We start from the raw sequence: 24548 nt of genomic DNA, 5'->3' as shown, positions 1-24548 counted from the left end.
GCCCGTGGCCGACACTGCGGCGGCCCGGGCACCCTATGCAGGTGCCTGCATACAACCAGATCAACGCCCCCGCGCCCCGGTCCATGAATCTTGCCCCCGAAGCCCCCACCGTGGCCGCCGTGTCGGTCACCGACATGCGCGAGCGCATCCGCCGCAAAAGCCGCCTCAAGGGCCGCCAGCCCGAAGACGCGGCGATGGCCGACGTGGCGCAACTGCTGGGCCCGCGCCCGGCCACCGGTTTTCGGCGCGATCTGCTTATCGAATACCTGCATCGCCTGAACGACCATTTCGGCGTGTTGCATGACCGCCATCTGGTGGCGCTGGCCCAGCAGATGAACCGGCCCATGGCCGAGGTGTACGAGGTGGCCAGCTTCTACCACCACTTCGAGATCGTGCGCGGCGAGGACGCTGCCGCCCCGCGCCTGGTGCTGCGCGTGTGCGACAGCCTGAGCTGCAGCCTGGCCGGTGCGCGCGAACTGCTGGCCGCGCTGCCCGAGCGCCTGCGTGCTGCGGGGCAGGCCGATGTGCAGGTGCAGGCCGTGCCCTGCGTGGGCCGCTGCGAACAGGCGCCCGTGGCCGTGGTGCACCAGTGCCCTGTGCCGCACGCCACGGTCGATGCCGTGCTGGAGGTGGTGGAGTCCAAACCAAAAAGGGCTCTTGCGCGCCACCCACAAGCGCTGACAGCTATCAATTTTGATGTTGCGGAACTGGCGGAGAAAAGCGTCCCCGTGCCACCCGGCGAGGTCAGCCCGGCCCACACCGACCTCGCCACCTACCGCGCCCATGGCGGCTACCAGCTGGCCGCCGCGCTGGTCAACGGCGAGACGGAGGCCGACGCCGTGCTCGCAGCCATGGAAGATTCGGGCTTGCGCGGCCTGGGCGGCGCGGGCTTTCCGGCCGGGCGCAAGTGGCGGATTGTTCGGGACCAGCCCGCCCCGCGCCTGATGGCGGTGAACATCGACGAGGGCGAGCCCGGCACCTTCAAGGACCGCACCTACCTCGAGCGCGACCCGCACCGCTTTTTGGAAGGCGTGCTCATTGCCGCCCAGGTGGTGGGCACCGAGGCGGTCTACATCTACCTGCGCGACGAATACCACGGCTGCCGTGCGCTGCTGCAGGCCGCGCTCGACGACCTGCGCGCCGAGCCGCCCTGCCCCTTGCCCCACATCGAGCTGCGGCGCGGCGCGGGCGCCTACATCTGCGGCGAAGAGTCGGCCATGATCGAGAGCATTGAAGGCAAGCGGGGCGAGCCGCGCATGCGCCCGCCCTACATCGCGCAGGTGGGCCTGTTTGGCCGGCCCACGCTGGAGCACAACTTCGAGACCCTGTACTGGGTGCGCGACATCGTCGAAAAAGGCCCCGAGTGGTTTGCCAGCTTCGGCCGCCACGGCCGCAAGGGGCTGCGCAGTTTCAGCGTGAGCGGGCGGGTCAAGCACCCGGGTGTGAAGCTTGCACCCGCGGGCATCACGGTGCAGGAACTCATCGACGAATACTGTGGCGGCATGCTGGACGGCCACCAGCTCTACGCCTACCTGCCCGGCGGCGCCTCGGGCGGCATCTTGCCTGCGCACCTGAACCACATCCCGCTGGACTTCGACACATTGCAGCCCTACGGTTGCTTCATTGGCTCGGCCGCCGTGATCGTGCTCAGCCAGCACGACAGTGCGCGCGATGCGGCGCTGAACGTGATGCGCTTTTTTGAGCACGAAAGCTGCGGCCAGTGCACGCCCTGCCGCGTGGGCACGGCCAAGGCCGCCGCGCTGATGGAGGCGCCAGTGTGGGACGCCGACCTGCTCGACGACCTGGCACAGGTGATGGCCGATGCCTCCATCTGCGGCCTGGGCCAGGCCGCGCCCAACCCCATCCGCTGCATCCACAAATACTTCCCGCACGAAGTGGGGGAGGGGCCTTGGCCGGGCGACCTGCCCAAGCCGCGCAACAGCCCGCTGGCCGAGCAACTGCCCCCAGGAGGCAAGCCATGAACGCGGCGCACGACACCCTCGGCGTGGACTTCGAACTGGACGGCCAGCCCATCACGGCCCACCCCGGCGAAACCATCCTGAAAGCCGCGCAGCGCCACGGGGTGGACATCCCGCACCTGTGCTACACCGACGGCCTGCGCCCTGATGGCAACTGCCGCGCCTGCGTGGTCGAGATCGGCGGCGAACGCACGCTGGCCTCCAGCTGCTGCCGCGCACCGACTGAAGGCATGAAGGTGCAGGCGGCCAGCCCGCGCGCGCGCAAGAGCCAGCAGATGGTGGTGGAGATGCTGCTGTCCGACATGCCCGATGTGGGGTACCGGTGGAACGATGAAAAGATAAATACTCCTGAATTGATAGCTGGTAGCGCTTGTCTATCAAGCGATATCGGCTCATTTGATTCAAATTTTTCTGAAACAGTGGGCCAGCACGGCGAGCTGAGCGAATGGGCCGACCGTCTGGGCGTTTCGGTGCGCCCGGCCCTCAAAGCCCTGCGCCGCGAGCAGCCCGCCGCCGATCTGAGCCACCCCGCGATGGCGGTCAACCTCGACGCCTGCATCCAGTGCAACCGCTGCGTGCGCGCCTGCCGCGAGGAGCAGGTGAACGACGTGATCGGCTACGCACTGCGCGGGGCCGACAGCAAGATCGTGTTCGACCTGGACGACCCCATGGCCGAGAGCACCTGCGTGGCCTGCGGCGAGTGCGTGCAGGCCTGCCCCACGGGCGCGCTCAGCCCCAAGACGCACATCGGTTCGCAAAAGGTGGACCGCCAGGTCGATTCGGTCTGCCCGTTCTGCGGCGTGGGCTGCCTCATCACCTACAACGTGCGCGATGAAAAGATCATCAGTGTGGAAGGCCGCGACGGCCCGGCCAACCAGGGCCGGCTGTGCGTGAAAGGGCGCTTTGGTTTTGACTACGCCCACCACCCCGACCGCCTGACGGTGCCGCTGGTCCGCAAGCCCGGCGTGCCCAAGGATGTACGCCCCTACGGCGCCGACTGGCGCGACACCTTCCGCGAAGCGACCTGGGACGAGGCGCTGGACATGGCTGCCGGCACGCTCAAGTCGCTGCGCGACACCCATGGCCCCAAGGCGCTGGCGGGCTTCGGCTCGGCCAAGGGCAGCAACGAAGAGGCCTACCTTTTCCAGAAGCTGGTGCGCACCGGTTTTGGCAGCAACAACGTGGACCACTGCACGCGGCTGTGCCACGCCTCCAGCGTGGCCGCGCTGCTCGAAGGCGTGGGCTCCGGCGCGGTGAGCAACCCGGTGCACGACGTGGAGCATGCCGGGCTGATCTTTGTGATCGGCTCCAACCCCACGGCCAACCACCCCGTGGCCGCCACCTGGATGAAAAACGCCGCACAGCGCGGCGCAAAAATCGTGCTGGCCGACCCGCGCATCACCGACATCGGCCGCCACGCCTGGCGCACCCTGCAGTTCAAGGCCGACACCGACGTGGCCATGCTCAATGCGCTGATCCACACGGTGATCGACGAAGGGTTGGTGGATGAAGCCTTTGTGCGCGACCGCACCACCGATTTCGAGGCGCTCAAGGCCAATGTGATGGGCTGCAGCCCCGAGGCCATGGCGCCCGTGTGTGGCATCCCGGCCGAGGCGCTGCGCGAGGTGGCGCGGGCGTTTGCGCAGTCCAAGGCGTCGATGATTTTGTGGGGCATGGGCGTGAGCCAGCATGTGCATGGCACCGACAACGCGCGCTGCCTGATTGCGCTGTGCGCCGTCACCGGCCAGATCGGCAAGCCCGGCTCGGGCCTGCACCCGCTGCGCGGGCAGAACAATGTGCAGGGCGCGAGCGACGCGGGGCTGATCCCCATGATGTTCCCCAACTACCAGCGCGTGGACAACGCGGGGGCCCACGCCTGGTTTGAAGACTTCTGGGGCACCCAACTCGACGAGGCGCCGGGCTACACCGTGGTCGAGATCATGCACAAGGCGCTGGCCGACGACAGTGACCCGCACAAGGTGCGCGGCATGTACATCATGGGCGAGAACCCGGCCATGAGTGACCCTGACCTGAACCATGCGCGCCATGCGCTGGCCAGCCTGTCGCACCTGGTGGTGCAGGACATCTTCCTCACCGAAACCGCCTGGCTGGCCGACGTGGTGCTGCCCGCCAGCGCCTGGCCCGAGAAGACCGGCACCGCCAGCAACACCGACCGCATGGTGCAGATGGGCCGCCGTGCCTTGAACCCGCCGGGCGACGCACGGCCCGACCTGTGGATCATCCAGCAGATGGCGGCACGCATGGGCCTCGGCTGGAACTACGCGGGCGAGGAATCGGGCGTGGCCGCCGTGTACGACGAGATGCGCCAGGCCATGCACGCCAGCATCGAGGGCATCACCTGGGAGCGCCTCGCGCGCGACTCCAGTGTGACCTACCCCTGCCTCACGGCCGACGACCCGGGCCAGCCCATCGTCTTCACTGACAAATTCCCCACGCCCACGGGCCGCCTGCAACTGGTGCCCGCCAGCGTGATCCCGGCGGCCGAGAAGCCCGATGCCGACTACCCCCTGGTGCTCATCACCGGCCGCCAGCTGGAGCATTGGCACACCGGCAGCATGACGCGGCGCAGCACCGTGCTGGACGCCATCGAGCCCATGGCCACCGCATCGCTGCATGGCGACGAACTGGCGCGGCTGGGCGTGGCGCCCGGTGCGCTGGTGGGCATCCGCTCGCGGCGCGGCATGCTGCAGGTGCGCGTGCGGCGCGACGATGGCACCCCGCGTGGCACGGTGTTCATGCCCTTTGCGTATGTGGAGGCGGCGGCCAACCTGCTGACCAATGCGGCGCTGGACCCGTTCGGCAAGATCCCCGAGTTCAAGTACTGCGCGGTGGCGGTGGAGCGGCTGGAAGGCGCTGCAAGCTGACGCGGCGCAAAGGGGCTTTGTGGGTGGTGCCGTCCGTGGTGCAACGTCGGGGTACAGTCGGCGCCCATGACTGCCCTGCGCCCCCACACCGACGTTGCCGTGATCATGCGGCGCGAGCACATCGCCAACCGCTGGCAGCCCTGGCGCTGGTCGCTGGCCGAGGTGGTGCCCCATGAGGCTGCCTTCGGCACCGAACCCCGCCCGCTGATCCAGGGCGAGCGCGAGCAGCGCTGGCTGTTTCCGGCGGTCCGGGTGGAGCTGTTCCGCGACGACGCCGAGGGCTACCACTTGAACCTCACCTCGCCTGCGCCCTGCTGGTTCGTGATGTGGCGCGCCGACGAGGACCCGGGCACGGGCGAGGAGCCCCTGGCCCGCCCCGTGGCCGTGAGCCTGAGCTACCACGATGCCGGCCGTTGGCTGGACGCGCAGGAAACCGTGGAGCAGGTGCCCGCTGCCCCCGAGGTGGTGGAAGCCCTGCGCGCCTTTGTGGCTGAGCACTACCAGCCCGAGCCCAAGCGCCGCAAGCGGCCGGACAGCTTCCGTCCGCTGCAGGACCGCTTTGGCAACCCGGCGTCGGTATCGACCGAGAAGCTGCGTGGCGGTGGTGCAGGCGGACGTGGTGATGCAGGAGGCGGCGGCCATGGCTGACGGATTCCTGGGGCGCTGGTCGCGCCGCAAACAGGAGGTGCGGGAGGGCAAGCCGGTGGCAGAGCCGCCACCGCCCGTTCCCGCTCCCGCACCGGCATCGCAGGCCGTAGCGCCCGTCCGTGCACCTGCACCCGGGGCGGTGGCTGTGCCCGCCCCGCCTGAGCCGCCCCCGCCCACGCTGGCCGACGCGCAGGCGCTCACGCCCGCGTCCGACTTCACGCCGTTCGTGGGCCGCGCCGTGTCGCCCGAGGTGCGCAACCTGGCGATGAAAAAACTGTTCGCCGACCCCCACTTCAATGTGATGGATGGCCTGGACATCTACGTGGGCGACTACACCCAGCCCGACCCGCTGCCCGCCGGCATGCTGCGCAAAATTGCCAGCGCCCATGCCCTGGGGTTCTTTGACAAAGATCAACCGGCTGGCGTGGAGCCGCCAGACGCGGGCGCAATAGCCCCGGCGGTCACTCAGCCTCGGGATGATGCGGGGGCGACGGGCGCCGCAGACGTGGCACAGTCCGGGGTATGCAGCGCTATTCCTAGCGCCCCCACCAGCGAGCCTGCGCTGGCCGCCCGTTCTGCAGAGGATGGGGTGGCCACGCCAGCCAGCCACACCCACGATGACCACGACGCTCATTTGCGACTGCAACCAGACGATGCCCCTCAACGCCAAGGCGTTGGGCGAGGCACTGCATGAAGACCTGACCCTCCACTCCACCCTGTGCCGGCGCGACGCAGGGGCCTTTCAGCAAGCCATCCGGTCCGGGCAGGACGTGGTGGTGGCTTGCACCCAAGAGCAGCGCCTGTTTGCCGACCTGGGCCAGCAGACCGAAGGCGCGGTGTCGCCCCTCCGTTTTGTCAACATCCGCGAGACCGGCGGCTGGAGCCGCGACGCGGCCAAGGCCAGCCCCAAGATCGCGGCACTGTTGGCGGCGGCGCGCCTGCCCGACCCGGAGCCCGTGCCCACGGTCACGTACAAAAGCGCGGGCCGCCTGCTCATCATCGGCCCGCTGGACGCCGCCGAGCAGGCCGCGGCCCTGGTGTCGGATGTGCTCGATGTCACCCTGTTCACCCAGGGCCCCGGCAACGCCGGGGGCGCGCAGGCCCGGCGCTACCCCGTGCTGGGCGGGCGCATCACGGGCCTCACGGGCTGGCTGGGTGCGTTCGAGCTGCAATGGGCGGCCGATAACCCCATCGACCTTGATCTTTGCACCCGCTGCAATGCCTGCATGGCCGCTTGCCCCGAGAACGCCATTGGCCTCGACTACCAGATCGACCTGGCGGCCTGCCAGTCGCACCGCGCCTGCGTGAAGGTGTGCCAGGTGGCGGGTGCCATCGACTTCACGCGCGACGCCGCCGCGCAGACCGAGCGCTTTGACCTGGTGCTGGACCTGCGCGCTGCCACGGCCACGCCCACCTTTCTGCAGCACGCGCTGCCGCAGGGCTACTTCCGCTGGGATGGGCGTGACATGGCCGCGCTGCTCAAGCTGCGCGAGCTGGTGGGCGAGTTCGAGAAGCCCAAATTCTTTGCCTACAAGCAAAAGCTCTGCGCCCACAGCCGCAATGCCACCGTGGGCTGCAACGCCTGCGTGGACATCTGCTCGGCCGAGGCCGTGAGCAGCGACAAGGCCCGCCAGCGCATCGTCGTCAACCCCAACCTGTGCGTGGGCTGTGGCGCCTGCACCACCGTGTGCCCCACGGGCGCGCTGACCTACGCCTACCCCAGTGCCACCGACCAGGGCAGCAAGCTCAAAACCCTGCTGTCCACCTACACCGCTGCAGGCGGCAAGGACGCCGTGCTGCTGCTGCACAGCCAGGAGCGCGGCCAGGCGCTGGTGGAAGAGCTGGGCCGCGCAGCCCAATTGAAGCTGGCGCATGGCGTGCCCGCCCATGTGATCCCGGTGGCGCTGTGGCACACGGCCAGCACGGGGGTGGACCTGTGGCTCAGCGCCATCGCCTACGGGGCTTCGCAGATCGTGGTGCTGGCCACCCAGGAAGAAGCGCCGCAGTACCTGGATGGCCTGCAGGCGCAGATGGATGTGGCGCAAGGCATTTTGCGCGGCCTGGGTTATACCGGCACCCATGTGCAGTTGCTGCGCGCAGCGCACCCCACCGAGCTGGACGCCGCGCTGCAGTCCCTGGGCCAGACCCGTCAGAAGACCCCGGCTGTTGCCGCGCGCTTTGCCGTGGCGCAAGAAAAGCGCAGCACGCTGGAGATGGCGCTGGACCACCTGATCGAACAGGCCCCCATGCCCGTGGCCGATCGGCCCGCAGCCGTTGCCTTACCTGCCGTGGGCTCGCCGTTGGGCACGATTGAAGTCAACAAGGACCGCTGCACCCTGTGCCTGAGCTGCGTGAGCGCCTGCCCCGCCAGCGCGCTGCAGGACAACCCCCAGCTGCCCCAGCTGCGCTTCATCGAAAAGAACTGCGTGCAGTGCGGCCTGTGCGCCACCACCTGCCCCGAAGACGCCATCACCCTGCAACCGCGCCTGCTGTTGACGCCCGAGCGCGCGCAGCTGCGCGTGCTGAACGAGGCCCAACCCTGGGCCTGTGTGCGCTGCAGCAAACCCTTTGGCACCGTCAAAGCCATCGAGGCCATGCTGGGCAAGCTGTCGGGCCACCCCATGTTCCAGGGCGAGGCGCTGGAGCGCCTGAAGATGTGCAGCGACTGCCGCGTGATCGACCTGTATTCCTCCCAAAGCGAAACGAAAGTGACCGACCTGTGAGCGCCCAACCTGCTTCTTTGACATCCCCCGGTGGCAGCTCGGCCTTGGACGAGGAAACCGCGCGCGCCGAGCTGTATGGCCTGCTCGCACCGCTGTACTACGCCGCGCCGGGCGCACCGCTGCTGTCGGCACTGCGCGCGGCGGTGACCGAGGCGCCCGCCGAGGGCGGCTTTCTGCAGGAGCCCTGGCAACAACTGGTGGGCGCGGCCCGCGCGCAGGGCGATGCCGCCATTGCACAGGAGTTCGACCGCCTGTTTGGCGGCGTGGGCAAGCCCGAGGTGTATCTGTATGGATCGCACTACCTGAGCGGCTTCTTGAACGAAAAGCCCCTGGCCCGGCTGCGCACCGACCTGGACCGCCTGGGGCTGGCGCGTGGCGACACCATGCCCGAGACGGAGGACCACATCGCCTACCTGTGCGAGGTGATGCGCTATCTGATCGCCGGAGACGATGCGGCTGTCTGCAACCTGACGGCCCAGCGCGACTTTTTTGCCACACATTTTCAGCCCTGGGTGCTGCTGCTGTGCGATGCCCTGCAGGCCCATCCGCAGGCCCGTTTCTATGCCGCTCTGGCCCAGTTCACACGGGCTTTCGTGGCGGTGGAGGCCCAGGGCTTCGACATGTTGGAGTGACCCCGCAGGCCCGCAGAAACCCTGATGCGGGCGCTATAAAAGATGAGTGCATTAGTGGGTGGTGCGCTGCGTCATTGCGATGTAAGGCACCCTCGCATAGACTCGTATGAATTACGTTTCATAGCGCCAGCCATTCTGGAGACAAGCATGCAGAACCGCCAGCCCCATTCCTCACGCCGGAGCTTCTTCTCCGGCGCCGCCACCGCAGGGGCTGCCGCCGCTGCGGCCGTGGCGCTTCCTCAGGTTGTCCCCGCTGATGCCACGGTGTCCGAGCCCGTCCGCGTGGCGCCCGAGAAGGGGGGTGGCTACCACCTGTCGGCCCACGTGAAGCAGTACTACAAAACCACCCAACTCTGACAGCGGGGCGCTCCATGTTGCTCACCAAGAAGTCCTCCCATGCTGCGCAGGCCACATCGTCGTCTGCCTCCCCGTTTGTCCACAGCCTGCGCCGGGGCCTGTCGCAGGCCCTGCCCACGATGGACCGCCGCTCGTTCCTGCGCCGCTCTGGCCTGGGGGTGGGCGTCGGCATTGCTGCATCGCAGCTCACGCTGGTCAAGAAATCCAACGCCGCCGAAGGCGCCAAGGTCGGCATCGGCGACAGCAAGATCGAAGTGCGCCGCACCGTCTGCACCCACTGCTCGGTGGGCTGCGCGGTCGATGCCGTGGTCGAGAACGGCGTGTGGGTGCGCCAGGAGGCGGTGTTCGACTCGCCCATCAACCTGGGCGCGCACTGTGCCAAGGGTGCTGCACTGCGCGAGCACGGCCATGGTGAGTACCGCCTGCGCTATCCCATGAAGCTGGTCAACGGCAAGTACGAGCGCATCAGCTGGGACACGGCGCTGAACGAAATCACCGCCAAGATGCAGGAGCTGCGCAAGGCCAGCGGCCCCGACAGCGTGTACTTCGTGGGCTCGTCCAAGCACAACAACGAGCAGGCCTATTTGCTGCGCAAGTTTGTGAGCTTCTGGGGCACCAACAACTGCGACCACCAGGCGCGCATCTGCCACTCCACCACGGTGGCCGGCGTGGCCAACACCTGGGGCTATGGCGCCATGACCAACTCGTACAACGACATGCAGAACAGCAAGGTCGCTTTGTACATTGGCTCCAACGCGGCCGAGGCCCACCCGGTGAGCATGCTGCACATGCTGCACGCCAAGGAAACCGGCTGCAAGATGATCGTGGTCGACCCGCGCTTCACCCGCACGGCGGCCAAGGCCGACGAGTATGTGCGCATCCGCTCGGGCACCGACATCCCCTTCCTGTTCGGCGTGCTGCACCACATCTTCAAGAACGGCTGGGAAGACAAGAAGTACATCAACGACCGTGTCTATGGCATGGACAAGGTGCGCGACGAAGTGCTGGCCAAGTGGACCCCCGACAAGGTGGAAGAGGCCTGCGGCGTCAAGGAAGACCAGGTGTTCAAGGTCGCCAAGATGCTGCACGAGAACAACCCCGGCACCATCGTGTGGTGCATGGGCCAGACGCAGCACACCATCGGCAACGCCATCGTGCGCGCCTCGTGCATCCTGCAGCTGGCACTGGGCAACGTGGGCAAGAGCGGTGGCGGCACCAACATCTTCCGCGGCCACGACAACGTGCAGGGCGCCACCGATGTGGGTCCCAACCCCGATTCGCTGCCCGGCTACTACGGCCTGGCCGAAGGCTCCTGGAAGCATTTCGCCGCCGTGTGGGGTGTGGACTTCGAGTGGATCAAGAAGCAGTACGCCTCGCCCGCGATGATGTCCAAGAACGGCATCACCGTGTCGCGCTGGATCGACGGCGTGCTGGAGAACAACGAGCTCATCGACCAGGACTCCAACCTGCGCGGCGTGTTCTTCTGGGGCCATGCGCCCAACTCGCAAACCCGTGGCCTCGAAATGAAGCGTGCCATGGACAAGCTGGACCTGCTGGTGGTGGTGGACCCGTACCCCTCGGCCACCGCCGCCATGGCTGCCATGCCGGGCAAGGCCGAAGACCTGAACCCCAACCGCGCGGTGTATCTGCTGCCTGCGGCCACGCAGTTCGAGACCAGTGGCTCGTGCACGGCCTCCAACCGCTCCATCCAGTGGCGCGAGAAGGTGATCGAGCCGCTGTGGGAGAGCCGCTCCGACCACATGATCATGTACCAGTTCGCGCAGAAGCTCGGCTTTGCGGACGAGTTGGTCAAGAACTACAAGATGCAGAAGGTCAAGGGCATGGACGAGCCCGTGCCCGAGGACATCCTGCGCGAGATCAACAAGTCGGTCTGGACCATTGGTTACACCGGCCAGAGCCCTGAGCGCCTGAAGGCCCACATGAAGAACATGCACCTGTTCGACGTGAAGACCCTGAAGGCCAAGGGGGGCAAGGACAAGGACACGGGCTACGACTTTGCTGGTGACTACTTTGGCCTGCCCTGGCCCTGCTATGGCACGCCCGAGCTCAAGCACCCCGGCTCGCCCAACCTGTACGACACCTCCAAGCACGTGATGGATGGCGGCGGAAACTTCCGCGCCAACTTTGGCGTTGAGAAGGACGGCGTCAACCTGCTGGCCGAGGACGGATCGCACTCGCTGGGCAGCGAGATCACCACGGGCTACCCCGAGTTTGACCATGTGTTGCTGAAAAAGCTGGGCTGGTGGGATGACCTCAGCGATGCCGAGAAGGCCAAGGCCGAAGGCAAGAACTGGAAGACCGACCCCACGGGCGCGATCATCCGCGTGGCCATGAAGCATGGCTGCCACCCGTTTGGCAATGCCAAGGCGCGCGCCGTGGTCTGGAACTTCCCCGACGCCATCCCGCAGCACCGCGAGCCGCTGTACGGCACCAAGCCCGAGCTGGTGGCCAAGTACCCCACGCACGACGACAAGAAGGCCTTCTGGCGCCTGCCCACGCTGTACAAGAGCGTGCAGCAGAAGAACGTGGCCGACAAGGCGTACGAGAAGTTCCCGCTCATCCTCAGCTCGGGCCGCCTGGTCGAGTACGAGGGCGGTGGCGAGGAAACCCGTTCCAACCCCTGGCTGGCCGAGCTGCAGCAGGAGTCGTTCGTCGAGATCAACCCCAAGACGGCGGCCGATCGCGGCATCCGCAACGGCGAGCGCGTGTGGCTGAGTTCGCCCACCGGCGCGCGGCTCAATGTTCAGGCGCTGGTTACCGAGCGCGTGGCACCCGATACGGTGTGGATGCCATTCCACTTCTCGGGCCGCTGGCAAGGCGCGGACATGCTGGCCTACTACCCCAAGGGCGCAGCGCCCGTGGTGCGCGGCGAGGCCGTGAACACTGCAACGACGTATGGCTACGACAGCGTGACCATGATGCAAGAAACCAAGACCACGATCTGCAACGTGGAACGCGCTTGATCGCCGCGCGAGGAGACACGACATGGCACGAATGAAATTCATCTGCGACGCCGAGCGCTGCATCGAGTGCAACGGCTGCGTCACGGCCTGCAAGAACGAACACGAGGTGCCCTGGGGCGTGAACCGCCGCCGCGTGGTCACGCTCAACGACGGCGTGCCCGGCGAGAAGTCCATCTCGGTGGCCTGCATGCACTGCAGCGATGCACCTTGCATGGCCGTGTGCCCCGTCAACTGCTTCTACCGCACCGAAGAGGGTGTGGTGCTGCACGACAAGGACGTGTGCATCGGCTGTGGCTACTGCAGCTATGCCTGCCCGTTTGGCGCGCCGCAATTCCCATCCCAAGGCACCTTCGGCGTGCGCGGCAAGATGGACAAATGCACCTTCTGCGCCGGGGGCCCCGAGGCCCATGGCAGCCAGGCCGAATTTGAAAAGTATGGCCGCAACCGCCTGGCCGAAGGCAAGCTGCCCGCGTGCGCCGAAATGTGCTCCACCAAGGCCCTGCTGGCCGGCGATGGCGATGTGGTGGCCGACATCTTCCGCAACCGTGTGGTGCAGCGCGGCAAGGGCGCTGAAGTGTGGGGCTGGGGCACGGCCTATGGTTCCAAACAGGCAGGCCAGCCTGCAGGAGGCAAGTCATGATGGTCCAGCGCCTGATCCCCACCACCCTGGCTGCCGCCGTGGCCCTGGTCGCCCTCACCGCCTGCGGCGAAAAGCCCCAGACGGGCGCGGGCATCCGCAGCGATGCCCCACCCTATGCCGGCACGGGCAGCAACTTCATGCAGCCCGGCTGGAAGGCCGGGGACAAGGCCGCGTGGGAGGCGCAGCTCAAGGCGCGCCAGCAGTACGGCCAGAACGAATACAGTCGCACGCAAGCGAAGTGAGGCCCGCCATGAAACACATCATGTGGTCCCTGGCTTTGCTGGCTGGCCTGGCCGGCGGGCCAGCAGGAGCCCAGGCGCCTGCCGCGTCAGCGCCGGATACCGCCGCTGCTGCCCCTGCCGCCGCAGGCATCCAGGGCCAGAACATCTTCGAGGTCAAGCCCGACGCCAGTTCCGATCCGAAGTATGCGGAGCAGACCAACGGCGAGCGCATGAAGGTGCAGCCCGGCAACAACGCGCCCATGTGGCGCCAGGTGGGGCAGGGCGTGACGGGCTACAGCAGCCTGCCCACAACCCAGGCCCCCGAGGCCGGCAACCTGATCCAGCCCTTTGTGCAGTACCCGGGCTCGCGCGTGACCAACGCGGGCGAAGCCTGGCGCCAGGTGCGCAACCAGTGGATCATTCCGTACGGTGCGGCCTTGTTCGCCATCGTGCTGCTGGCGCTCGGCATCTTCTATTTCGTCAAGGGCCCGCTGGGGCATGACCACCCCGAAGGCCCGGATGCCCGCCGCATCGAGCGCTTCACGCCGTTCGAGCGCGCGGCGCACTGGGCCAATGCCTTTGCCTTCATCGCATTGGCGGTGTCGGGCATCGTGATGGCGTTTGGCAAGTTCTTCTTGTTGCCGGTGCTGGGCGCGACCCTGTTCGGCTGGCTGGCCTATGCGCTCAAGAATGTGCACAACTTCATGGGGCCGCTGTTTGCCGTGTCGCTGCTGGTGATCGTCCTCACCTTCATCAAGGACAACATCGCCAACCGCGCCGACTTCGTGTGGCTGGCCAAGGGTGGTGGCATGCTGGGCGGCGACCACGAAGTGCCCTCGCACCGCTTCAATGCGGGTGAGAAGGGCCTGTTTTGGTGGGGCATCACCATCCCCGGCATCCTGGTGGTGGCCACGGGCCTGGTGCTCGACAAGCTCATCCCCGGCTTTGGCGATGTGCGCGGCGACATGCAGATCGCCCACATGGTCCACGCCACCCTGGCCATCTGGATGATGGCGCTGATCTGCGGCCACATCTACATGGGTACCGTGGGCATGCGTGGCGCCTACAAGGCCATGAAGACCGGCTACGTGAGCGAGGCCTGGGCCAAGGAGCACCACGAGCTGTGGCACGACGACGTGCAGGCGGGCAAGATCCCCCGCCAGCGCAGCGCCGCCGGCCAGCCAGCGGCCGATGCCGCCGCCACGCCAACAGCGGGCCAGCAGCCCGCGCAGGTATGAGGACCCGCACCATGACGACACCCACCATCCGTTCCTGTTTGCTGGCGCTGTGCGCTGCAGGCGTGTGCACCCTGGCATCCGCCAAGCTCCCCGCCCCATCGCCCGAGGCTGCCGCCAAGGCCGCAGAAGCCACTGCCAAGACCGCCTGGGCGGGCAAGGTGGACAACTACAAGCTCTGCCTGTCGCAGGACAAGGTGGCGGCGCATTACCGCAAGGCCACGCCATCGGCCAAACCTGCCGCAGCCGTGGCCGCCTGTGCCGACCCCGGCCCCTTTGCCTACACGCCGCCCGCCCCCAAGCCCGCCGAGGCGGCGGCCAGCCCGGCCGCAACCGGCACCGCGCCCGGCACCCCGGCGCCTGCAGCGGCTGCGGCCCCCGCGTCCAAGTCCTGATCGATCGGCCCCCGCAGGCCTGGGGTCTGCGTGCCGGCTGCAAGCCGCGTCACCCTGGTGGCGCGGCTTTTGTATTTGTGGAATTGCCGACCGTGCCACCCTGCGGCAGTGCGTATATTCACCCCATGACCTGGTCTCTGCCGCCTTCCGATTCGTCCCCCATGCCCGATGCCCCTGAGCCCCCCGCAGCGCCCCCCGTGCTGCCGCGCCTCACACAAGCCCACGCGCCCCTCACCCACCATGTGGAGGTCGTCAACGAACGGGGCGAACGCGAGCAGGTGCAGATCCCCGCCGAGCGGCCCCTCACCCTCTATGTGGACAAGCGCGAGCTGGTCACCCTGATGACGCTGGGCGCGCAGCCCGAGCTGCTGGTGCTGGGCTATCTGCGCAACCAACGGCTGGTCGAATCGGTGTTCGACATCGAATCCATCACCGTCGATTGGGAAGTGCACGCCGCCGCCGTGCGCACGCGCCATGGCATTGCCCGCATTGAAGAGCGCACCGCCAGCAAGGTGGTCACCACGGGCTGCGGCCAGGGCAGCGTGTTTGGCGGCCTCATGGACGAGGTGGACCGCATTGCACTGCCCGAGGCGCAACTGACGCAGGCCCAGCTCTATGGCATCGTCAACGCCATCCGCCTCAAGGAGACCACCTACAAATCCGCGGGTTCGGTGCATGGTTGCGCCCTGTTCCAAGGCGAGGAGCTGCTGACCTTCGTGGAAGACGTGGGCCGCCACAACGCCATCGACACCATCGCCGGTTGGATGTGGATGAACCCCGAGGCCACCCCACCTTCAGCCCGCGCCGTGCCGGGCAATGTGGTGGCAAGCGCGCCGGCTGTGCCCATGTCCGGCGCCGACAAGGTCTTCTACACCACGGGCCGGCTCACCAGCGAGATGGTCATCAAGTCCGCCCAGATGGGCGTGCCCATCGTGGTGTCCCGCAGCGGCATGACGCAGATGGGCCATGCGGTGGCACAGCAGCTGGGCCTGTGCGCCATTGGGCGGGCCACCAACCGCCGTTTTGTTTGCTATAGCGGTACGCACCGGCTGGTGCTGCAGCCGGAGCTGGCGCAACAGGCGGTGGTGCCAGCGGTCGGTGCTAGTGCTGGTGCGGGCGCTGGGGATGGCGATAGGGTTTGAGGTGACCCCCGGTTTGCCGGGCTATACTTTGCGCTGCGGGGACTTGAGCGGTCTCCCCGTACCCTAGGACAGCCCCTGTCCCAAGTACTGCTCCTGATCATGGGCCACTGCGCCCAGTTAGGAGCTCGACTTGAATTCGTCCCCTTCGATTCCCCCTGCTGAACAGGCAACGGCTTTGCCGGGCTACACGCTGTGGCAACTGGTGCGCTACATGCTGCGCCTGGGCACGCTCGGCTTTGGCGGCCCGGTGGCCTTGGTTGGCTACATGTACCGCGATCTGGTGGAGCAGCGCCACTGGATTTCGGACGCCGACTACAAGGAGGGCATGGCCCTGGCCCAGCTCATGCCGGGCCCTTTGGCCGCGCAGTTGGCCATCTACCTGGGATACGTGCATTTCCGCTTGTGGGGCGCCACGCTGGCCGGCCTCGCGTTTGTGCTGCCGTCCTTTGTGATGGTGGTGGCGTTGGGTGTGGCCTACAAGGCGTATGGCGGTCTCTCGTGGATGCAGGCCGTTTTCTACGGCGTGGGTGCCTCCGTCATCGGCATCATTGCCTTGAGTGCCTACAAGCTCACGACCAAGAGCGTGGGCAAGGACAGGCTGCTCGGGGCCATCTACCTGGTCAGCGCCGGCGTGACCATCGTCACCCAGTCCGAAGTGATCTGGGTCTTTCTGGGCGCCGGGCTGCTGGTGTGGGCCGTGCGCGGCCCGTTGAAGCGAACCGGCGGGCAACTGCACAGCATGGCGTGGGTGGCCCCTGTCGCCGGGGCCCTCAGCCTGGAGCACCTCGATTGGCACAGGCTGGGGCAGATTGCCGCGTACTTCACCTATGCGGGCGCCTTCGTCTTTGGCAGCGGCTTGGCCATCGTGCCGTTTCTGTACGGCGGCGTGGTCAAGGAGTATGCGTGGCTCACGGACCGGCAGTTTGTGGACGCGGTGGCCGTGGCCATGATCACCCCGGGGCCGGTCGTCATCACCACCGGGTTCATCGGCTTCCTGACCAGCGGCTTCTGGGGCGCGGTCGTCGCGGCGGCTGCCACTTTTCTGCCCTGCTACCTGCTCACCGTGATCCCGGCGCCGTACTTCAAGAAACACGGCAAGCACCCCGGCGTGGTCGCGTTCGTGGATGGCGTCACCGCCGCCGCCGTGGGCGCGATCACTGGCGCGGTGGTGGTGCTGGGCCAGCGGTCCATCGTGGACCTGCCCACTGTTGCACTGTTTCTCGCCACCGCTGCGGTCCTGTGGCGTTTCAAGAAGCTGCCCGAGCCAGTGGTGGTGCTGGCCGCCGCCTTGATTGGCCTGGTTGTCTATCCACTTGTTGCCCACGTCTGACTCGGACCATCTGAAGGAGAACTGCATGAACTACCCAATCCGCCCCCTGGTGCTGAACCCCGATCAGCTTTCTGGCTTGTCGAATCGCCTGATCACCAGCCACCACGAGAACAACTACGCCGGTGCCGTCAAGCGCCTGAACGCCATACGCAGCCAACTCTCAGCGTTGGACTGGAACACCGCCGCCACTTTCACCATCAACGGCCTCAAGCGCGAGGAGTTGATCGCCGCCAACTCGGCCTTCCTGCATGAGCTGTATTTCGACAACCTGGGCGGCAACGGCGTGCTGCCTTCCTGCGGACTCTCCATTGCGCTCACGCGCGACTTTGGCTCCGTCGAGGCCTGGCGCAGCCAGTTCACCGGGCTGGCCAAGGCCATGGGGGGAGGGTCGGGATGGGCGCTGCTGTCCTGGTCCTCCCGCGAAAGCCGCCTCATCAACCACGGGGCGGCCGACCACACGCAGCTCCTGGCGGGTGCCACGCCGGTGCTGGCGCTGGACATGTACGAGCATGCGTACCACCTGGACTTTGGTGCCAAGGCGGGCGCCTATGTGGATGCCTTCATGGCCAACATCCAGTGGGACAAGGTTTACAAGCGCTACGGGGCGGCCGTCGAGGCGGATGCCTTGGCCTTCGGCTTCGACACGGGCGCTGCGCTAGCCGGTGCGCCGGGTGCGTTTGACGTGCGGCGTGAGGAGGACTACCTGCAGAGCCCGCAGGTCATTGCCGGGGCCTCTTGGCGCGATCCGGCACGTGTGCTGGAGTGGTGCCAGGAACTGGACGCCACGAAGCCGGTGCTGCTGTACTGCCTGCGCGGCAAGGACATTGGCCGCTCCACCGTCCTGGCGCTGCGGGCACGGGGCATGGATGCGCGCTACATCGTGGGCGGCATCGAGGCCTGGCAGGCCGCTGGCCTGCCTCTGCAGGCGCAAGGGGGTGCCGCATGAAATGGGTCACCCGCGAACGCCCGAAGATCGACCGCATTGCCTGCCCCTGGCTGATTGCCCGGTTCATCGACCAGGCGCCAGAATTCCTCTATGTGCCTGCGGCCTCGGTGCTTCAGGTGGCCCAGGACACGGGAGCCATCCCCTACGACGTGCCCGGCGTCGAAATGACCCACGACGGTGAGCTGTGCAGCTTCGATGCTTTTCTCAAGAAGTACGCGCTCACCGATCCCGCCTTGCAGCAACTGGCCGTGATCGTGCGGGGCGCGGACACCTCCCGGCTGGACCTGGCGCCGCAGTCTGCGGGGCTGTACGCGCTCTCGCTCGGTTTGTCCAAGACCTTCAGCAATGACCACGAGATGCTCGGGCATGGCATGGTGATGTACGACGCGCTCTATGCGTGGTGCCAATCCTGCCAGGCAGAAACCCATAACTGGCCTCCGAGCATGGCGGCATGACGGCGGCGGCTGTGCGGTGGCCCCGCCGCTTCAAAAGGGGACTGTGGGTGCATTTTCTGTGCGGAATGCTGGTGCCTTTTGCCTGCGCGGCGCCCCCTGAAACCAAACTGACCACGGCGCAGATCCGCTCCATGGTGGGGGGACGCCACGTCTCCGACGGGCGCCATTGGGGGCATGACTACTTTCTGGATGGCCGCCTGGAGCGTTCGGAAAACGGCCGCACGCGCAACGGGCGCTGGAGCGCACAGAACAACCAACTGTGCCTCTTGCTGCCCGAGGTCAGCAAGGAGTCCCCGGTCTGCTTTGATGTGGTGCGTGTGGGGGACGAACTGCAGTACCGCGATGCCGGGAGCGTGGTGTATGCAGGCACGGTCAGAAAGAGCGCGGCCCGGTTGCAACCGGCCCCGCCATGAGTGGTGCGGCCCGCGTGTGGGGGAAATGAAAGGGGGCGCCTAGTGCCTGTGCAGATGATGCACATCGGGTGCATGTGCGTGGGCGTGTGTCATCGCCTCATGCACATGTGAATGGCTGTGGCTGCCCTGTGGCATCGCATCGTGGGTGTGCAGATGGTGTCCGTCATCGTGGCGGTGGGCGTGCTCATGTTCCAGCATTTCGTGCGTGTGCTCATGCCCGTGGCTTTCCGCCAGGTGCAGCGCCACCCCGGCCAGCATGAGCGCCCCACCCAGCAGCATCAGCCCTCCGGCAGAGCGCTCCCCGAAGCCGAAGGCCACGGCAGCACCAATGAAGGGCGCGAAGGCGAACACCGAGCCCGTGCGCGCCGCACCAAACGCCCGCTGGGCCAGAAGGTAAAAGCGCAGGCTCAGGCCGTAGCCTGTGGCCCCCACGGCGAGAAGCCCCAAGGCAGCGGACAACGGGGGCAGGGGTTCTCCCATCCCCACCGCCAAGGCCGCCGTCGCTGCGGCCCCCAAGGTGGCCTTGGCCATCACCACCTGGCTGGGGTCGCGCTCAGCCAGCCCACGGGACAAGGTGTTGTCCACCCCCCAGGCGACGGTGGCCAACAGCACGGCCAGCAGCCCCAGCAGCTGCACGCCCCCCTGCAGGCCCTGGCCCAGAACCAGTGCCATTCCTCCTGCGAGCAGCAAGAGCATGGCGGCCCACACGCGGCGGTCCATGGTTTCGCTGTACAGCCACCATGCCAGCGTGGCGGTGAACAGCGCTTCCAGCGTGAGCATGAGCGATGCGCTGGCCCCGCTCGTGTGCTGCAGGCCCCAGGCCAGGGCCACCGGCCCCAGCGCTGCACCAAAGCCGGCCATCGCCAGGAGGCGCGGAATGTCGGCCCTCTGCACCCGCGCTTCGTGCGCAGCGGCCTGCAGCGACAGGGCCCCGACCAGGGCCGCTCCTGCGTACAGCAGCGCCGCCGTCGTGAAGGCGCCGAGCCCCGCTCCCAGCCTCTGCACCGCAGGCGTGCTGATGCCAAAAAGAACTGCAGCCAGCAGGGCGAGCAAGCCACCGCGCAAGGCGGGGAGGTGCAAAAGGTCACGCGTCATGGTGTGAGCGATTTCATCACGAACCCCGGGGGCTGCGTGCATCTGAAGAGAAGCAGTCCCGAGTGCGCTGAGCCCCGTGTCCAAGGCCTGCAGCCGCTGCTGCACCCCCGTCCCCGTCATCCCCCAATGGCATGATGCGCGCATGAAAGATTTGAACGCCAGCAGCAGCACCTGGGCCGACACCTTGCCCAGCCAGTGGGGGCCGGAACTTGCGCAGACCGAGATCGAAGTCCCGCTGAATCGTCCGCCACAAGACACGCCTGCGCAGCCGCCCGCCCCGCCCGTTGCGGCGTCGGAGCGCCTGCCGCTGTGGGGCTGGATGCGCGAGGGCCTGCGTGCCGCGCTGTTCTTGCCGCCCCGCACGGCGGCGGCTGCGCCCACGCCCTGGCAGTTGCTGGTGCTGTCGCTGGTCGGCGGCGCCCTGCTGGTGGCGGCCGCGCGGTGGCAGGTGGAAGGGCCGGCACAGTTCAATCTGCGCGGCTGGCTCACGCCGATGTGGAGCAGCCTGGTGCTGCTGTGGCTGGCCTGGTGGGCCATGGCGCCTGCCCAGCGTGCGCCTGCGGGCGCGGCGGCATGGGTGTCGGGTGTGCCCGCACCCACGGGCGGGTTGGCGGCCTGGTATGTGCTGACGGCCTGGGCCCCGCTGGTGCCCTTGCTGGTGCTGTATGCGCTCATGGCCACAGCCGTGCACCGGCCCGGCCTGTGGGACGGCATGGTGGCGGCCATTGTGTTCTGGGTGGCCTATGGGGGGCTCACGCTGTGGGTGCTGGCCGCATTGGTGGTGGTGAGCGCGCGTTTCATCCGCTCGCGGGTGCGAACGGCGGTGTTTGCGGTGGCCCTGGCGGCCGTGATTGGGGTGGGCATGTGGCAGTTCCAGGACCAGCCCTGGGAGCCGGAGGCCCAGGCCATGGCCGATGCCGCACCCGCATCGGCCGACGAGGCGCAGGCCCCCGAACCCGTGCCGCTGGCCTTGACCCAGGCGATGTTTGAAGAGCAGCAAATTTTGTGGCAGCAGCAGGTGGAGGCGCTCGCGCCCGAGCGCCCCGGGGTGGTCGATGTCTATGGGCTGGTGTTTGCCCCCTATGCCGACGAAGACGTGTTCCGCCGCGAAAGCACCATGGTCAGCCGCTTGCTGCAGGAGCGCTTTGATGCCCAGGGCCGGGTGCTGCACCTGCTCAACCATGCCGACACCGCCGAGACCCATGCCTGGGCCACGCCCGAGAACCTGCAGCGGGCCATTGCCGCGCTGGCGGCCCGCATGGACCGCGAGCAGGACGTGCTGGTGGTGTACCTGACCTCGCACGGCGCACGCGACCACGCGCTGGCGGCCTCGCACTGGCCGCTGCAGGTGGCGCCCGCAACCCCCGAGATGCTGCGCGCCGCGCTGGATGCGGCGGGCATCCGCCACCGGGTGATTGCGGTGTCGGCCTGCTTCGCCGGTGGCTGGATCGAGCCCCTGGCCACCGACAGCACCCTCGTCATGACGGCGGCCGATGCCACGCACACCTCGTATGGCTGCGGCAGGCTGTCGGAGCTGACCTTTTTTGGCCGCGCGGTGTTCAATGAACAACTGCGCCAGACCCATTCGTTCACCGAGGCGTTTGCCAAGGCCGTGCCGCTGATCCGGCAGCGCGAGGTGGAGGCGGGCAAGGCCGATGGTTTCTCCAACCCGCAGATCCGCGTGGGCAAGCAGATCGCCCCGGTGTTGCAGGCGCTGGAGCAGCGCTTGCAGACGGCCACGGCGGAGCCCGAGGCCAGCGGCGGCAGCCTGGCAGCAACCACGGCGGCGGTGGCCGCCCCTGCCAGCCGCGCCCCGTAGCGCAGCCCCCTGCAAACACCCCACGGCCTGCCCGCCCGTTCGCTTTGCGCTAAGGTTCCATGCCATGAATCTGTCTTTTTTCCGCCTTGGCTGGCGCACCCTGGGCCGGGACCTGCGCGCGGGCGAGCTGCGCCTGCTGATCGTGGCGGTCACGCTGGCGGTGGCCGCGCTCACCTCGGTGGGGTTTTTTGCCGACCGCCTGCAAGGCGGGCTGCAGCGCGATGCGCTGCAACTGCTGGGCGGTGATGCCGTGGTGGCCAGCGACAACCCCACCCCCGCTGCGTTTGTGGAGCGTGCCCAAGCGCTGGGGCTGCAGTCGGTGACCACGCTGGGCTTCCCCACCATGGGCCGCGCCAGCGACGCGCAGGGTGGTGCCAGCAAGCTGGTGGCGCTCAAGAGCGTGCAGCCCGGCTACCCGCTGCGCGGCAGCCTCACGGTGGCCGATGCCCCGGGCGCGCTGGAGCAGTCCACGCGCGACATCCCGGCGCAGGGCGACGTGTGGGTGGATGCGCCCCTGCTTGAATCGCTCAACCTGGCCATGGGCGACAAGCTGCTGCTGGGCGATGCCCAGTTGCGCATCGCACGCATCATCGTCATCGAGCCCGACCGGGGCGCGGGCTTCATGAGTTTTGCGCCGCGCGTGATGCTGAACGAGCGCGACCTGCCTGCCACCGGCCTGGTGCAGCCCGCCAGCCGCCTGACCTACCGGTTCGCCGTGGTGGGCTCCGCGCCTGCCGTCAAAGCCTTCAACGAATGGGCGGTGGCCGAAGCCAAGAAGCCCGAGGTGCACGGCGTGCGCGTCGAATCGCTCGAAAGCGGTCGCCCCGAAATGCGCGAGACGCTGGACCGCGCGCAAAAATTCCTGAGCCTCGTGGCACTGCTCGCCGCCCTGCTCTCGGCCGTGGCCGTGGCGCTGGCCGCGCGCGGTTTTGCGGCCGACCACCTCGATGCCTCGGCCATGCTGCGCGTGCTGGGCCAGAGCCAGCGCACCATTGCCGGTGCCTACACCACCGAGTTTGCGCTGGTGGGCCTGTTTGCCAGCGCATTGGGCGTGCTGCTGGGCTATGCGGTGCACTACGCCTTTGTGCTGTTGCTCGCGGGGCTGGTGGAGTCGGCGCTGCCCGCGTCCAGCCTCTGGCCCGTGGCGTTTGGCATGGGCATGGGGCTCACGCTGCTGTTTGCTTTTGGCCTGCCGCCGGTGCTGCAACTGGCCCAGGTGCCGCCGCTGCGCGTCATCCGGCGCGATGTGGGCGGGCTCAAGCCTGCCTCGCTGGCGGTGCTGGGCATTGGCGTGGCCGGGTTTGCGGCGCTGCTGCTGGCCGTGAGCAGCGACATCAAGCTGGGTCTGATCGCCGTGGGCGGTTTTGCCGGGGCCGTGGCCCTGTTTGCGGGGCTGTCATGGGTGGCGGTCAAGCTGCTGCGGCGCAGCGTGAACGAAAGTACTGCACCGCGCTGGCTGGTGCTGGCCACGCGGCAGATCTCGGCGCGCCCGGCTTATGCCGTGGTGCAGGTCAGCAGCCTGGCCGTGGGTCTGCTGGCGCTCGTGCTGCTGGTGCTGCTGCGCACCGACCTCATCAGCAGCTGGCGCCAGGCCACGCCACCCGATGCGCCCAACCGCTTTGTCATCAACGTGATGCCCGACCAGGCCGACGCCTTCCAGCAGACGCTCAAGGACAGCGGCGTGGTGCGCTACGACTGGTACCCCATGATCCGGGGCCGCCTGGTGGCGGTGAACGGCCAGCCGGTGGGCCCGGACAACTACACCGACGACCGCGCCAAGCGCCTGGTGGACCGCGAGTTCAACCTCTCCAACGCCGTGGAACAGCCCGCGCACAACCAGGTCGTGGCCGGGCGCTGGACACCGGGGGAAGAGAGCGCCGTCAGTGTGGAGGAAGGCATCGCCCAGACCCTGGGTCTGCAGTTGGGCGACCGCCTGAAATTCGACATGGGCGGCGTGCAGGACGAGGTGCGCATCACCAGCCTGCGCAAGGTGGACTGGGGCTCGATGCGCGCCAACTTCTTCGTGATGTACCCCGTGGCCGAGGTTAAGGACGTGCCGGTCACCTACCTGGCGGCCTACCGTGCGCCCGATACCCACGGCTTCGACAACGCGCTGGTGCGCCAGTTTCCCAACATCACCAACGTGGACATGGGCGCCACCATTGCCCAGGTGCAGCGCGTGCTGGAGCAGGTGATCCGAGCGGTGGAGTTCCTGTTCGCCTTCACGCTGGCCGCCGGCTTGGTGGTGCTGTTTGCCGCCGTCACGGCCACCCGCGAGGAGCGCGCCCGCGAATACGCCATCATGCGCGCCGTGGGCGCACGCGCCAGCCTGCTGCGCCAGGTGCAGCGCGCCGAGCTGGTGGGCGTGGGCCTGCTGGCGGGCTTCCTGGCCAGTGTGGTGGCGGTGGGCGTGGGCTGGGCGCTGGCGCGCTTCGTGTTCGACTTCACCTGGACGGCCGCCCCCTGGGTGCCCCTGGCCGGTGCGCTGGCAGGGGCCGTGCTGGCACTGGCCGCGGGCTGGTGGGGCCTGCGCGAGGTGCTGCTGCGCCCCGTGGTGGACACCCTGCGCCGCGCGGCGGAGTAGGCCTGGCTCGCACCCCGAAAGATATGAATTTGATAGCTTGTTGCGCTTGATGGATAAGCGCTAAG

General features: G+C 67.7%; 20 protein-coding genes. 19 read left to right on the top strand and 1 reads right to left on the bottom strand.

The features are described from left to right. Positions 1-83: 83 nt before the first annotated feature. The 17 genes from DBV10_RS01305 (at position 84) to DBV10_RS01225 (ending at position 18985) form a co-directional block, all read left to right on the top strand. Positions 84-1982, top strand: coding sequence for an NADH-ubiquinone oxidoreductase-F iron-sulfur binding region domain-containing protein (locus DBV10_RS01305; protein ID WP_124509859.1), 1899 nt, complete (start codon positions 84-86; stop codon positions 1980-1982). Then, positions 1979-4864: a formate dehydrogenase subunit alpha gene (gene fdhF, locus DBV10_RS01300; RefSeq protein ID WP_124509857.1), complete on the top strand. Its 2886-nt coding sequence runs from the start codon at positions 1979-1981 to the stop codon at positions 4862-4864. The genes DBV10_RS01305 and fdhF overlap by 4 nt, the downstream gene beginning before the upstream one ends. A 66-nt stretch (positions 4865-4930) precedes the next feature. Continuing rightward, entirely contained in the window at positions 4931-5512 is a 582-nt protein-coding gene (locus DBV10_RS01295) for a DUF3305 domain-containing protein (RefSeq protein ID WP_124509855.1), read from the top strand. After that, entirely contained in the window at positions 5505-6206 is a 702-nt protein-coding gene (locus DBV10_RS01290) for a DUF3306 domain-containing protein (protein WP_124509853.1), read from the top strand. Before DBV10_RS01295 ends, DBV10_RS01290 begins: the two co-directional genes overlap by 8 nt. After that, complete coding sequence (locus DBV10_RS01285; protein WP_124509953.1) at positions 6166-8235, top strand: 4Fe-4S binding protein; 2070 nt, start codon at positions 6166-6168, stop codon at positions 8233-8235. The genes DBV10_RS01290 and DBV10_RS01285 overlap by 41 nt, the downstream gene beginning before the upstream one ends. Continuing rightward, positions 8232-8867, top strand: a complete 636-nt coding sequence (locus tag DBV10_RS01280) for a molecular chaperone (RefSeq protein ID WP_124509851.1) — start codon at positions 8232-8234, stop codon at positions 8865-8867. The genes DBV10_RS01285 and DBV10_RS01280 overlap by 4 nt, the downstream gene beginning before the upstream one ends. A 147-nt stretch (positions 8868-9014) precedes the next feature. Beyond that, positions 9015-9224 (top strand): twin-arginine translocation signal domain-containing protein, encoded by a 210-nt coding sequence (locus DBV10_RS01275; protein ID WP_124509849.1) that lies wholly within the window; start codon positions 9015-9017, stop codon positions 9222-9224. A 14-nt stretch (positions 9225-9238) separates the two neighbouring features. After that, positions 9239-12208, top strand: a complete 2970-nt coding sequence (locus tag DBV10_RS01270; RefSeq protein WP_124509847.1) for a formate dehydrogenase subunit alpha — start codon at positions 9239-9241, stop codon at positions 12206-12208. Between the two features lie 22 nt (positions 12209-12230). After that, the gene (gene fdh3B / locus DBV10_RS01265) at positions 12231-12848 is read left to right on the top strand and encodes a formate dehydrogenase FDH3 subunit beta (RefSeq protein WP_124509845.1); all 618 of its coding nucleotides are present in this window, start codon (positions 12231-12233) and stop codon (positions 12846-12848) included. Continuing rightward, entirely contained in the window at positions 12848-13090 is a 243-nt protein-coding gene (locus tag DBV10_RS01260) for a hypothetical protein (protein WP_124509951.1), read from the top strand. Before fdh3B ends, DBV10_RS01260 begins: the two co-directional genes overlap by 1 nt. 8 nt (positions 13091-13098) lie before the next feature. Then, positions 13099-14307, top strand: coding sequence for a formate dehydrogenase subunit gamma (locus DBV10_RS01255; RefSeq protein ID WP_124509843.1), 1209 nt, complete (start codon positions 13099-13101; stop codon positions 14305-14307). Between the two features lie 11 nt (positions 14308-14318). Further along, positions 14319-14699 (top strand): hypothetical protein, encoded by a 381-nt coding sequence (locus DBV10_RS01250; RefSeq protein WP_124509841.1) that lies wholly within the window; start codon positions 14319-14321, stop codon positions 14697-14699. 161 nt (positions 14700-14860) lie between these two features. Beyond that, positions 14861-15841: a formate dehydrogenase accessory sulfurtransferase FdhD gene (locus DBV10_RS01245; protein ID WP_124509839.1), complete on the top strand. Its 981-nt coding sequence runs from the start codon at positions 14861-14863 to the stop codon at positions 15839-15841. A 130-nt stretch (positions 15842-15971) separates the two neighbouring features. Continuing rightward, positions 15972-17171 carry a chromate transporter gene (locus tag DBV10_RS01240; RefSeq protein ID WP_124509837.1) on the top strand — a complete coding sequence of 400 codons (1200 nt, stop codon included), beginning with the start codon at positions 15972-15974 and terminating at the stop codon, positions 17169-17171. Between the two features lie 25 nt (positions 17172-17196). Then, positions 17197-18117 carry a Fe-Mn family superoxide dismutase gene (locus DBV10_RS01235; protein ID WP_124509835.1) on the top strand — a complete coding sequence of 307 codons (921 nt, stop codon included), beginning with the start codon at positions 17197-17199 and terminating at the stop codon, positions 18115-18117. Further along, positions 18114-18572, top strand: coding sequence for a chromate resistance protein ChrB domain-containing protein (locus DBV10_RS01230; protein WP_124509833.1), 459 nt, complete (start codon positions 18114-18116; stop codon positions 18570-18572). The genes DBV10_RS01235 and DBV10_RS01230 overlap by 4 nt, the downstream gene beginning before the upstream one ends. A 65-nt stretch (positions 18573-18637) precedes the next feature. After that, entirely contained in the window at positions 18638-18985 is a 348-nt protein-coding gene (locus DBV10_RS01225) for a hypothetical protein (RefSeq protein ID WP_124509831.1), read from the top strand. 39 nt (positions 18986-19024) lie between these two features. On the opposite strand, the gene DBV10_RS01220 is transcribed toward DBV10_RS01225, so the two are convergent. Next, the gene (locus DBV10_RS01220; RefSeq protein WP_124509829.1) at positions 19025-20080 is read right to left on the bottom strand and encodes a DMT family transporter; all 1056 of its coding nucleotides are present in this window, start codon (positions 20078-20080) and stop codon (positions 19025-19027) included. A gap of 142 nt (positions 20081-20222) precedes the next feature. On the opposite strand from DBV10_RS01220, the gene DBV10_RS01215 reads away from it, so the two are divergent. After that, positions 20223-21899: a C13 family peptidase gene (locus DBV10_RS01215; protein WP_124509827.1), complete on the top strand. Its 1677-nt coding sequence runs from the start codon at positions 20223-20225 to the stop codon at positions 21897-21899. Positions 21900-21963: 64 nt separating this feature from the next. After that, positions 21964-24483: an ABC transporter permease gene (locus tag DBV10_RS01210; protein ID WP_124509825.1), complete on the top strand. Its 2520-nt coding sequence runs from the start codon at positions 21964-21966 to the stop codon at positions 24481-24483. Positions 24484-24548 lie beyond the last annotated feature (65 nt).

Origin of the sequence: Acidovorax sp. FJL06 (assembly GCF_003852545.1) — a bacterium.
In the GTDB taxonomy this organism is placed as follows: Bacteria; Pseudomonadota; Gammaproteobacteria; order Burkholderiales; family Burkholderiaceae_C; genus Acidovorax.
This window is presented reverse-complemented; position numbering and strand designations above follow the sequence as displayed.

Excerpts from the sequence above, each read along its gene's own strand:
- DBV10_RS01210 (WP_124509825.1), top strand. The coding sequence starts at position 21,964 with ATGAATCTGTCTTTTTTCCGCCTTGGCTGGCGCACCCTGGGCCGGGAC.
- DBV10_RS01255 (WP_124509843.1), top strand. The coding sequence starts at position 13,099 with ATGAAACACATCATGTGGTCCCTGGCTTTGCTGGCTGGCCTGGCCGGC.
- DBV10_RS01250 (WP_124509841.1), top strand. The coding sequence starts at position 14,319 with ATGACGACACCCACCATCCGTTCCTGTTTGCTGGCGCTGTGCGCTGCA.
- DBV10_RS01230 (WP_124509833.1), top strand. The coding sequence starts at position 18,114 with ATGAAATGGGTCACCCGCGAACGCCCGAAGATCGACCGCATTGCCTGC.
- DBV10_RS01225 (WP_124509831.1), top strand. The coding sequence starts at position 18,638 with ATGCTGGTGCCTTTTGCCTGCGCGGCGCCCCCTGAAACCAAACTGACC.
- DBV10_RS01295 (WP_124509855.1), top strand. The coding sequence starts at position 4,931 with ATGACTGCCCTGCGCCCCCACACCGACGTTGCCGTGATCATGCGGCGC.
- DBV10_RS01285 (WP_124509953.1), top strand. The coding sequence starts at position 6,166 with ATGCCCCTCAACGCCAAGGCGTTGGGCGAGGCACTGCATGAAGACCTG.
- fdhF (WP_124509857.1), top strand. The coding sequence starts at position 1,979 with ATGAACGCGGCGCACGACACCCTCGGCGTGGACTTCGAACTGGACGGC.
- DBV10_RS01215 (WP_124509827.1), top strand. The coding sequence starts at position 20,223 with ATGAAAGATTTGAACGCCAGCAGCAGCACCTGGGCCGACACCTTGCCC.
- DBV10_RS01275 (WP_124509849.1), top strand. The coding sequence starts at position 9,015 with ATGCAGAACCGCCAGCCCCATTCCTCACGCCGGAGCTTCTTCTCCGGC.
- DBV10_RS01235 (WP_124509835.1), top strand. The coding sequence starts at position 17,197 with ATGAACTACCCAATCCGCCCCCTGGTGCTGAACCCCGATCAGCTTTCT.
- fdh3B (WP_124509845.1), top strand. The coding sequence starts at position 12,231 with ATGGCACGAATGAAATTCATCTGCGACGCCGAGCGCTGCATCGAGTGC.
- DBV10_RS01245 (WP_124509839.1), top strand. The coding sequence starts at position 14,861 with ATGCCCGATGCCCCTGAGCCCCCCGCAGCGCCCCCCGTGCTGCCGCGC.
- DBV10_RS01270 (WP_124509847.1), top strand. The coding sequence starts at position 9,239 with ATGTTGCTCACCAAGAAGTCCTCCCATGCTGCGCAGGCCACATCGTCG.
- DBV10_RS01290 (WP_124509853.1), top strand. The coding sequence starts at position 5,505 with ATGGCTGACGGATTCCTGGGGCGCTGGTCGCGCCGCAAACAGGAGGTG.
- DBV10_RS01220 (WP_124509829.1), bottom strand. The coding sequence starts at position 20,080 with ATGACGCGTGACCTTTTGCACCTCCCCGCCTTGCGCGGTGGCTTGCTC.
- DBV10_RS01260 (WP_124509951.1), top strand. The coding sequence starts at position 12,848 with ATGGTCCAGCGCCTGATCCCCACCACCCTGGCTGCCGCCGTGGCCCTG.
- DBV10_RS01305 (WP_124509859.1), top strand. The coding sequence starts at position 84 with ATGAATCTTGCCCCCGAAGCCCCCACCGTGGCCGCCGTGTCGGTCACC.